Source organism: Colwellia sp. D2M02, from assembly GCF_018860755.1.
GTDB lineage: Bacteria > Pseudomonadota > Gammaproteobacteria > Enterobacterales > Alteromonadaceae > Colwellia > Colwellia asteriadis.
Window position 1 is genome coordinate 1 of record NZ_JAHKPW010000035.1, and the last position, 7150, is coordinate 7150.

8 protein-coding genes and 1 pseudogene are annotated in these 7150 nt (G+C 39.1%); 3 read left to right on the forward strand and 6 right to left on the reverse strand.

The annotated features are described in order from the left end of the window. Nucleotides 1-230, forward strand: a pseudogene (locus KO495_RS17500) (hypothetical protein); the annotation flags it as partial. Beyond that, entirely contained in the window at nt 227-442 is a 216-nt protein-coding gene (locus tag KO495_RS05500) for a TIGR02450 family Trp-rich protein (RefSeq protein WP_215979396.1), read from the forward strand. The pseudogene KO495_RS17500 and the gene KO495_RS05500, both read left to right, overlap by 4 nt. 94 nt (nt 443-536) lie before the next feature. On the opposite strand, the gene KO495_RS05505 is transcribed toward KO495_RS05500, so the two are convergent. From KO495_RS05505 to KO495_RS05530, 6 genes are all read right to left on the reverse strand, one after another. Next, nucleotides 537-1277 (reverse strand): SDR family NAD(P)-dependent oxidoreductase, encoded by a 741-nt coding sequence (locus tag KO495_RS05505; protein WP_215979397.1) that lies wholly within the window; start codon nt 1275-1277, stop codon nt 537-539. Next, nucleotides 1240-1704, reverse strand: coding sequence for a DUF393 domain-containing protein (locus KO495_RS05510; RefSeq protein WP_343818778.1), 465 nt, complete (start codon nt 1702-1704; stop codon nt 1240-1242). Before KO495_RS05510 ends, KO495_RS05505 begins: the two co-directional genes overlap by 38 nt. Continuing rightward, complete coding sequence (locus tag KO495_RS05515; RefSeq protein ID WP_215979398.1) at nt 1701-2366, reverse strand: flavin reductase; 666 nt, start codon at nt 2364-2366, stop codon at nt 1701-1703. Before KO495_RS05515 ends, KO495_RS05510 begins: the two co-directional genes overlap by 4 nt. Before the next feature lie 210 nt (nt 2367-2576). Continuing rightward, nucleotides 2577-3200, reverse strand: a complete 624-nt coding sequence (locus KO495_RS05520; RefSeq protein ID WP_215979399.1) for a LysE family translocator — start codon at nt 3198-3200, stop codon at nt 2577-2579. Between the two features lie 110 nt (nt 3201-3310). Then, on the reverse strand, nt 3311-4723 hold the full coding sequence (locus KO495_RS05525; RefSeq protein WP_215979400.1) for an alkaline phosphatase: 1413 nt from the start codon (nt 4721-4723) through the stop codon (nt 3311-3313). A 223-nt stretch (nt 4724-4946) separates the two neighbouring features. Then, nucleotides 4947-5912: an NAD(P)-dependent oxidoreductase gene (locus tag KO495_RS05530; protein ID WP_215979401.1), complete on the reverse strand. Its 966-nt coding sequence runs from the start codon at nt 5910-5912 to the stop codon at nt 4947-4949. Nucleotides 5913-6067: 155 nt separating this feature from the next. On the opposite strand from KO495_RS05530, the gene prmA reads away from it, so the two are divergent. After that, nucleotides 6068-6949, forward strand: a complete 882-nt coding sequence (gene prmA / locus KO495_RS05535; protein ID WP_215979402.1) for a 50S ribosomal protein L11 methyltransferase — start codon at nt 6068-6070, stop codon at nt 6947-6949. Nucleotides 6950-7150 lie beyond the last annotated feature (201 nt).

Sequence of the window (7150 nt, forward strand, 5' to 3'; positions counted from 1 at the left end):
GTCTATCAGACAATGCAGGAACTTATTGTTCTGATTAACCACACGACAAAGGCTCTGCCTTGTATAAATACCCAACACACAAAGCTGTAAAAAGCTGCAAAAATAATCTCGAAAGATCAACAGCCCTAAATATTCTCACACTAATAAAAGCATATTTTCTAGTAATTTGTTGCTACAGAAAAACTGACAAAAGACCCAATAGTCCAAGAGAGCATAAGGTAAACCTATGAATAAAGTGAGTCCTAAGTCTTTACTCAACAGTAAATGGACCAAAGTTGAAGTTATTAATAAAGAAAAGCATTTTATTATTACTGCTGTGGAGTTTGATGAGGAACAGCGGGTGTCAGAATGTATTATTGAAGCGGTTATTAATAACAATGAGTACAGTATTAATTGGCGTGATTTAAAAAATCCACAGTTATGGAAAATTGGTTGGCAGTGAGCTCTGCAGTTAGATAGCCCAGTAATTATCTAAGGCTTTCTCGTCGTTTTTGATTAGCCCGATAAATAACGACTATTCGCTTTATTAGTAGTAACTAATAACTAATATTCTCCGCTTGCCAATCAACAAAACTTAGTTGACCATCCACAAGTGCTTTATCGCTTATTGAGGTTAGTTGCTGAGCAACAAACTCAGGGGTAAATAACTTTCCTTTAGGCACGTTTTGCTGAAAGGGTTTAGATAAATCTGTATCAGTAGTACCTGGGTGAAACGCGATAACTTTGATATTTTTTGCTCGTCTTGCAAACTCTATTGCGGTATTTTTTAGCATCATATTCAACGCGGCTTTTGATGCTCGATAACTATACCAACCGCCAAGCCTATTATCAGAAATACTCCCTACTCTGGCGCTAAGTACCACTAATTTACACACTGTCTTTCCTGTAAGTAATGGTGTTAAGGTTTTTATCCATAACATTGGTGTTAGCGCATTAGCGTTCATTACCGCTGAGAAAGCGTCAGGGGCTATATCTTCTAGTTTTTTCTCAGGTTGCACCGTTGCGTTGTGCAATATGCCATGGCAAATATAAACTCGGGTAATAGGTTGTGAGCTTTGTTGTGTTAATTGCTCTGCCACCTTTGCCATCGTGGTAGAGCTGTAGTTTTCAACATTAATGATATTGAGATTTTTGTGTCTCTTCTTTAGTTGTTGGTATGCCGAGCTGTTACGACTAACGATCGTAACGCAAGTGCTTTTTTGTTGTAGGCTTTTGGCAGCAATAGCCTGTGCTATGCCGCTATTTGCCCCGAGAATTAGCGTTTGTTCTGTCATCATAACAAGTGCCTTTATTGCAATAAGGTTTGTTAATGCCAAATGTCTTGGCAAGAAAAGTCGAAATACTTTGCCTGTGCTTAGCGACCCATAAATAAATTTGATGTGATAAAGGCTTTATCAGTGGCCAATTAAGCGGAGCGACCCAAAAACCTTTACCAACCAGCGTCCATGCTCTATGAGTAACCGCTAATCCTAATAATATTTCCGTACCGTATAAACCATGTAATATTTTCATGGCTTGCTCGACCTCAATATTCGGATATAAAGTTGAAAAATCACTTTGATGAATATCTACTAGCGTTATTAGGTTGTTTACATCCTTGCGTTTGAGGTGAGCCATTTCAGCGCAGCACAATGGGCAGCTACTATCATAGAGAATAGTTAAGCCTTGAGTAGGGGGAGTAATTCTCTCAGTATTATTTGTCACTTGGTAGTACCTCTTTCTCCATCAATGGTTAATGGTGTTAAAGGTGTTTCTGGTTTGGCATAACTAAGCCGCCCTAAATGTTGAGTAATATGGTAGCTATCGAGGCTAGAAACACAAACGGTATTTAGACTTTCTAAGTCAAGGTAACCGTCTGCTTTTATCGCACTTTGCTGACATAAAATATCGGTGATTTCTCCAATGACAAATTGGGTATTATTACTTGCAATAGGGATGATTTCTTTTAACACAACGGCATATTTGACTAAGCTTTGTTCAACAAATGGTGCTTGGTGGCCATCAATAAAACTTACACTTAGGTCAGTCTCTGAGAATTCACTGTGGTTTGGTGGATAGCGTGCCGAGGTTTGGTGCGCTTGCTGCCAAAAAGTACTCGATACTTGGTTAATGGTGTAGTGCTTCGTGAGTAAAATATTATTGAGAGTATCTCGCGGCACTGTATCTGGGCGCATAATAAAGCCAACTAAAGCAGGTGATGCTCCTAAGTGCACAACTGAACTAAATATTGCTAAGTTGGTATTGCCAATGTTATCGCAAGTGCCGATAACATTGGCGCTTTTAAAGCCAGAAAGGCTATTAATTAATTTAGCTCGATAGCGGTTGTCTTTATTATATAAGTCTTGCAATGGGATATGTTGCACCATAAAAATAAGCTCTACTTTGATTTTGGCTGGAAAATTTCCTTATTTATATTGAGGTAGATACGTTAGCAAGAGGCAGTAAGATCAGTTAAGAAGGGATAGGGTATAATAAGTAGCATTAGGCCTGGTGCCAGCTTTACACTAATTATTTGCTCAGGGTGATATTTATAAAAGCTCTAAGCGATATTTTACAGTAGTTTATTGGTTAGGGGATTAACTTAAAGCAAGCCACACAGCGACGAGAACCATTAAGGTGCCTGATATTTTATTCATTAGTTTTACGTTATCGCCTTTAGTGAGCACTTTGCCTATAGTTTTACCACCAGTGGCATAAATCATCATACAAATAAACTCTGATAAAATAATAACAGCTAATAGCATAGCCAGTTGCGGAGCAAGAGTTAGTTGTGGGTTAATAAAGGGAGGGAGCAACGACACCATGAACGCCCAACCTTTAGGGTTAGCAATTGCAGTGATAAACCCCTGATTAAAAAGCGGTAAACGCTTTGTTGCTTGCTGCTCATTATTTACCTTGTTCAGTGCAAGTTTTCCACGTGAACGCCACATATTAATCCCAACATACAGTAAGTAGCTTGCACCAATCAGCTTGAGTATTGAAAATATTTTCGGGTATTCAAGCATAACGGCGGAAACCCCGATAACCGCAGCAATTGCCACTAATGCAACTCCGAGGAGTTCACCGTACATCATCCATAAGGTTTTACGAATACCAATAGACATGCCCAATGTCATTGCTAGCGTCATGCACATACCCGGGGTAATACTGACGAGAAAGAAAGTAGGAATAAAAAGCAGTAATAAAGTGGTATCTAACATAAGGTGCTACAACGCTAATTAAGTGACTAGCATAATTTCGGGATAACTATGTTAGGTAAAGGACCAATAATTAGCAGAAACTATTGGTCATGATTTTGTTATTTAGGTGTTTATTGTGCAGGTTTTCCGAGCAGGGTGAATATTTTATTAGCAATATCGGTATTGTCTATATTGCCACCAAACATTTCACTGTGCTGGCCAAGTGCAAATACTGGAACGTCTACTGCTGTATGGCCGTAAGATGTCCAACCTGTATTGGTTCTAGCATCAATAATTTGTTTTACGCTCTCATAGAGTGCAGCGCTAATTCGAGGCTTGCTCATGGATTTTTGCTGCTCTTTACTGGCTGAGTAATAAGCCGCGGTTTGCTCTGATGCATTATATTTACTTTGCTGCAGTTTTATTAACTCTTGATCCGTTAATGTGAAGTTAAATAAATCACTCGCTTCAGTGGCTGTAATATCATTTTTTGCCAACTGTTTAGCTATTGATGACGGTGAATGTTTCATCGAACGAAGTATTTCTGGGTTCCATTCATAAACACCATTCGCGGCGATAGTAAAACCGCCAGTGCTGTGATCCGCTGTCAGAATGACTAAAGTGTCAGGGTTATTCTCAACATAGTTTTCAAGGTATAGCATCGTTTGTGAAAGATCATCCATCTCACTCATTGCTGCTGCTACATCATTGCTATGACCCGCCCAGTCTACTTGACTTGCTTCAACTAACATAAAGTACCCTTGAGGGTTTTCTAATTGCTTAATTGCGGCTTTTGTCATTGTTGATAAACGATTTTTATCAGTGTCGTCTAGTGACCAAGGCAAACCAATATCGGCGAAAAGCCCTAATACTGGTTTTTTTTCTGGTAATGTCGCCAATGCGGAATAGTTATCAATATAGTGAAACCCTTTTGCTGAAAACTCATCAACGAGATTTCTATCTTCGCGAATAAAATATTCCCAGCCACCACCTAAAATTACATCAGCTTTAATACCGTCATCAATATAACTATCCGCAATAGCATTGTAATTACGTCGACTTTCATTGTGGGCTAAATATGATGCTGGGGTTGCATGGTTAACTTGTGAAGTAACTACAACACCGGTTTTTTTACCTTGTAATTTTGCCCACTCAAGTACTGTTTGCACCGGTTGTTTATTAACATCTAACCCAATAGCGCCATTATAGCTTTTTACTCCGGTTGATAGTGCTGTTGCACTTGCTGCTGAGTCGGTAACATAACCTGATACTCTAGCAGGGTAGGTGTTTGACATACCAAGTAAGTGGCGATCAAATACAGTTTCTTCAATAGCAGGAGTATTCGGGTCATCATTATAATATCTATACGCAGTGGTATAGGCAGGCCCCATACCATCGCCAACAACCATAATTATATTTTTAGGTAAATGTTTTTGGGGTTGAGTACTTGTGTTGGTTACTTGTGTGGTATTTGCTTGATTATCAGTTGTGTTACAAGCACTAAGCGTTAAGGTAAGACAAAAAGCGGTTATTATATTTTTCATGGAGGATCTTTTATTATTAGGAAATGTATCGTGTCGCTGTATTATTGCGAAATATAGCACTGCCTTCATTATTGAATAGGCAGAATAATAACAAATAAAAAAGCAGCTATCACTAGGGGCTGTTGATCTTTCGAGATTGTTTTTGCAGCTTTTTGTTGGGCAGTGCACTTGGTTTTACTTATTACAATTTACGTGAGCGTGATAAATTGTAATAAGTAAGGTGCTAAGCGCCACAGCTGATAATTCTGCTGTTTACTTCGCTATGGTTTAAGGCTGAATTATTCGGCAACTCATCTTCTCCTGCGAGTAAGTAAATAACCTGTTTTCCTTGCTCTGCAAGCTCTAATGCATGCTGAAAGTTAACGAGAATAGTTGAACTAATACATTGTGGAAACTTATCAGCATCGCGACGTATATATTCAATTAATTCGATATTCACGTCTTCATCATAAAAAACCGCATCAGCAAACTGCATTGCTCTGTGAGCACTTAAGGTTAAATGATCAGGATTACCGGTTTTAGTTTTAATAAAGACTATTTCACCTTCAGGTGGCGCTATTTGTTCTTTCAGGCTGGCGATAAGCTGTTGTTCTGCGGCTTGTTGATTACCATCTAATAGATTTTTACCGATAGAGCCGCGGAGTGTTTTTTCCCAGAAACTACGACGATTACGTAACCCTTTAACACGCGCCTTAACATGATCACGAAACTTTAACGAAAAGTCAGCTAATCGTCCGTAGCCTTGCGGTAAAACTTTCTCTATTTGCTCTCTTAGCATGCGCACTAGAATAGGAGCACTACCTGAACTTGAAAGCGCAACAATCATAGGCGCCCGATCAATAATAGCTGGCGTTATATATGTACACAGCTCGGGTTGATCAACAACATTAATTAAAATTTTTAACGGCAACGCTTCGTTATAAATTCGTTGGTTTACTTGCGCGTTATCGGTTGCTGCTATTACGAGTGTTGTATCTGCTAAATGCCCCGCTTCATAATCATGGGCTAAATGGGTTAACTGATTATCTTTAATCAAACGGGCGACGCTTTCACTTAATTGCAATGACATTACCGTTATTTTTGTTGTTGTTTTTAATAGGAGTTCTATTTTACGAGCGGCAACATCACCACCACCAACAACAAGGGCATTAATTCTGTTAGCATCGAGAAAAACAGGGAAATATTTCACGGCAACCACTCCAAAATATTGAAAAATCTAATATACGTTTAGTTTAACGTAAAGGTTTAACCAGACATACTGCTTTCTACATAGTGCTATTAGCCAACATTAATGAGTGATAAACTAGGGTTAATTTTATATGAATACTAAATGTTGAGAAAAATATGCCTTGGATCCAACTAAGATTAAGTGCAAATGAAGATAACGCCGAGAAGTATAGCGACTGGCTATCGGCATGTGGCTCACAAGCAGTTACTTTTATTGATGCACAAGACACTCCAATATACGAGCCTTTACCGGGCGATGAAGTTATTTATTGGTCAAATACCGTTGTAATGGGTTTGTTTGATGCCAGTCATGATATGGATAAAGTGATTAGTTACTTACAAAGTATCCATCCTGACAAAGAAAATATGCAATACAAACTTGAACAGTTAGAAGATAAAGACTGGGAACGTGAGTGGATGGATAACTTTCACCCAATGAAGTTTGGCGAACGTTTATGGATTTGTCCAAGCTGGCGTGAAGTACCTGAGCCAGAAGCGGTTAATGTAATGCTCGACCCTGGTCTTGCCTTTGGCACGGGAACACACCCTACAACCGCATTATGTTTAACGTGGTTAGACAGCTTAGACCTGAGAGGGAAAACTGTGGTTGATTTTGGTTGTGGTTCAGGCATTTTATCGCTAGCTGCGCTCAAGTTAGGCGCTAAAAAGGTTATTGGTATTGATATCGACCCACAAGCATTACAAGCTAGCCTAGCGAATGCTCAGCGTAATCAAGTTGATGAGCGCCTTGAGTTATACTTACCGAAAGATCAGCCAGAATTTAAAGCCGATGTTGTGGTTGCTAATATTTTAGCAGGCCCATTACGCGAATTAGCCCCAACCATTATGGAATATGTTGGCGATAAAGGTTTAGTGGCATTATCAGGTGTACTAGAAGAGCAAGCGCAAACATTACAAGAAATTTACGGACAATGGTGTACTATGCAACCCGTTACTATTAAAGAAGAATGGGTTCGTTTAAACGGCAAACGCAAATAATAGTTAATAAACTTATACATAGCTAGCGGCTGTTTATCTTTCACGGTTAACTTTTGTTCGAGCTAAAAGGGCTTTAATCGCGGCGAGTAGCGTGTAGCCTAGTCATTCTAAGCAAATACAGCTCAACAAAGCGTAAAACGCTTTTGGCCGAACCTTTCGGACAGCGTTTGTTAGTCATTTTCACAGCGTTATCGCCTTTTT

What these genes read in the sequence shown, in the direction of transcription:
- KO495_RS05500 (WP_215979396.1), top strand. Translation starts at nt 227, where the DNA reads ATGAATAAAGTGAGTCCTAAGTCTTTACTCAACAGTAAATGGACCAAA.
- KO495_RS05505 (WP_215979397.1), bottom strand. Translation starts at nt 1,277, where the DNA reads ATGATGACAGAACAAACGCTAATTCTCGGGGCAAATAGCGGCATAGCA.
- KO495_RS05515 (WP_215979398.1), bottom strand. Translation starts at nt 2,366, where the DNA reads ATGGTGCAACATATCCCATTGCAAGACTTATATAATAAAGACAACCGC.
- KO495_RS05520 (WP_215979399.1), bottom strand. Translation starts at nt 3,200, where the DNA reads ATGTTAGATACCACTTTATTACTGCTTTTTATTCCTACTTTCTTTCTC.
- KO495_RS05525 (WP_215979400.1), bottom strand. Translation starts at nt 4,723, where the DNA reads ATGAAAAATATAATAACCGCTTTTTGTCTTACCTTAACGCTTAGTGCT.
- prmA (WP_215979402.1), top strand. Translation starts at nt 6,068, where the DNA reads ATGCCTTGGATCCAACTAAGATTAAGTGCAAATGAAGATAACGCCGAG.